This window comes from Primorskyibacter marinus (genome assembly GCF_003313245.1).
In the GTDB taxonomy this organism is placed as follows: Bacteria; Pseudomonadota; Alphaproteobacteria; order Rhodobacterales; family Rhodobacteraceae; genus Primorskyibacter; species Primorskyibacter marinus.
This window is the reverse complement of the sequence record NZ_QJSD01000014.1, coordinates 1-2,500: the sequence shown is the minus strand read 5'-3', so window position 1 is coordinate 2,500 and position 2,500 is coordinate 1. Positions and strand designations below refer to the sequence as shown.

Below are 2,500 nucleotides of genomic sequence, written 5' to 3'. Positions count from 1 at the left end.
AATCAAACTCGGAGATAGCTGGTTCTCTGCGAAATCTATTTAGGTAGAGCGTCATCCGAATACCCCGGGGGGTAGAGCACTGGATGGGTAATGGGGCCCCACAGGCTTACTGATCCTAACCAAACTCCGAATACCCGGGAGTACTAGATGGCAGACACACAGCGGATGCTAACGTCCGTTGTGGAGAGGGAAACAACCCTAACCTACAGCTAAGGCCCCCAATTCATGGCTAAGTGGGAAAGCAGGTGGGACGACCAAAACAACCAGGAGGTTGGCTTAGAAGCAGCCATCCTTTAAAGATAGCGTAACAGCTCACTGGTCTAAATAAGTTGTCCTGCGGCGAAGATGTAACGGGGCTCAAGCCATGAGCCGAAGCTTAGGATGCACATAGTGCATGGTAGCAGAGCGTAGTGTGACATAGTTCCATGTCTCCTTAGCGGGTTCGCCCGCATTGGAGACGCGGAGCTTTCTGTGAAGCCGGGGCGCGAGCCATCCGGTGGAGAGATCACTAGTGAGAATGATGACATGAGTAGCGACAAAGAGTGTGAGAGACACTCTCGCCGAAAGTCCAAGGGTTCCTGCTTAAAGCTAATCTGAGCAGGGTAAGCCGACCCCTAAGGCGAGGCCGAAAGGCGTAGTCGATGGGAACCAGGTTAATATTCCTGGGCCAGATGGAAGTGACGGATCTCGAAGATTGTTCCTCCTTATCGGATTGGAGGGGCCGTTGAGAGGTCCCAGGAAATAGCTCCATCGCTAGATCGTACCCTAAACCGACACAGGTGGACTGGTAGAGAATACCAAGGCGCTTGAGAGAACTATGTTGAAGGAACTCGGCAAAATACCTCCGTAAGTTCGCGAGAAGGAGGCCCGGTTCCTAGGCAACTAGGGGCTGGGGGCACAAACCAGGGGGTGGCGACTGTTTACTAAAAACACAGGGCTCTGCGAAGTCGCAAGACGACGTATAGGGTCTGACGCCTGCCCGGTGCCTGAAGGTTAAAAGGAGATGTGAGAGCGTTGAATTGAAGCCCAGGTAAACGGCGGCCGTAACTATAACGGTCCTAAGGTAGCGAAATTCCTTGTCGGGTAAGTTCCGACCTGCACGAATGGCGTAACGACTTCCCCGCTGTCTCCAACATAGACTCAGCGAAATTGAATTGCCTGTCAAGATGCAGGCTTCCCGCGGTTAGACGGAAAGACCCCGTGCACCTTTACTACAGCTTCACACTGGCATTAGGCCGAACATGTGCAGAATAGGTGGTAGACTTTGAAGCAGGAACGCCAGTTTCTGTGGAGTCACCTTTGAGATACCACCCTTGTTCTGCTTGATGTCTAACCGCGGTCCGTTATCCGGATCCGGGACCCTGTGTGGCGGGTAGTTTGACTGGGGCGGTCGCCTCCTAAAGAGTAACGGAGGCGCGCGAAGGTTGGCTCAGAGCGGTCGGAAATCGCTCGTTGAGTGCAATGGCAGAAGCCAGCCTGACTGCGAGACTGACAAGTCGAGCAGAGTCGAAAGACGGCCATAGTGATCCGGTGGTCCCAAGTGGGAGGGCCATCGCTCAACGGATAAAAGGTACGCCGGGGATAACAGGCTGATACTGCCCAAGAGTCCATATCGACGGCAGTGTTTGGCACCTCGATGTCGGCTCATCTCATCCTGGGGCTGGAGCAGGTCCCAAGGGTACGGCTGTTCGCCGTTTAAAGAGGTACGTGAGCTGGGTTTAGAACGTCGTGAGACAGTTCGGTCCCTATCTGCCGTGGGTGTAGGATACTTGAGAGGAGTTGCCCCTAGTACGAGAGGACCGGGGTGAACGATCCACTGGTGTACCAGTTGTTCCGCCAGGAGCAGTGCTGGGTAGCTATGATCGGAAAGGATAACCGCTGAAGGCATCTAAGCGGGAAGCCCCCCTCAAAACAAGGTATCCCTGAGGGCCGAGGTAGACCACCTCGTCGATAGGCCGGAGATGTAAGCGCAGCAATGCGTTCAGTTGACCGGTACTAATTGCCCGATAGGCTTGATTTGATCCAGTAGAAGCCAGGCAAAACCAGCTTCAACGGATCGAAAGCATACACATCAAACGTGTACAGAACTTGGACAATGTTGATTTGATTCCGCCCGAATGGATGGGTGTGGGGACGCGTTATCGCTTTGCAAAACGCTGCCACCCACCGACATTCCTGCGGAACGTTCTGGTTCTTTCTCGGTTTGGTGGCCATAGCACGAGCAAAACACCCGGCTCCATTCCGAACCCGGCCGTTAAGTGCCGTCGCGCCAATGGTACTGCGTCTCAAGACGTGGGAGAGTAGGTCGCCGCCAAACCTAGAAAGAACCAGGCAAACAACATATCTCTCAATACGATCGCGTGTCAGAACAAACAACTGACCGCAACAGATTGGCGCGGGATGGAGCAGCCCGGTAGCTCGTCAGGCTCATAACCTGAAGGTCGTAGGTTCAAATCCTACTCCCGCAACCATAAATTACAATATCAAATGCTTAAAGCCC

General features: G+C 53.7%; 1 tRNA gene and 2 rRNA genes (1 of these 3 cut by a window edge). All 3 read left to right on the top strand.

Going from position 1 to position 2,500, the window contains the following annotated elements:
- Positions 1 to 2,020: ribosomal RNA gene (locus tag DMZ65_RS14725) — 23S ribosomal RNA — on the top strand; it begins 812 nt to the left of the window's first position.
- Positions 2,021 to 2,202: 182 nt separating this feature from the next.
- Positions 2,203 to 2,317, top strand: a 5S ribosomal RNA gene (gene rrf / locus DMZ65_RS14720).
- 77 nt (positions 2,318 to 2,394) lie between these two features.
- Positions 2,395 to 2,471: transfer RNA gene (locus tag DMZ65_RS14715), tRNA-Met, on the top strand.
- Positions 2,472 to 2,500: the final 29 nt, after the last annotated feature.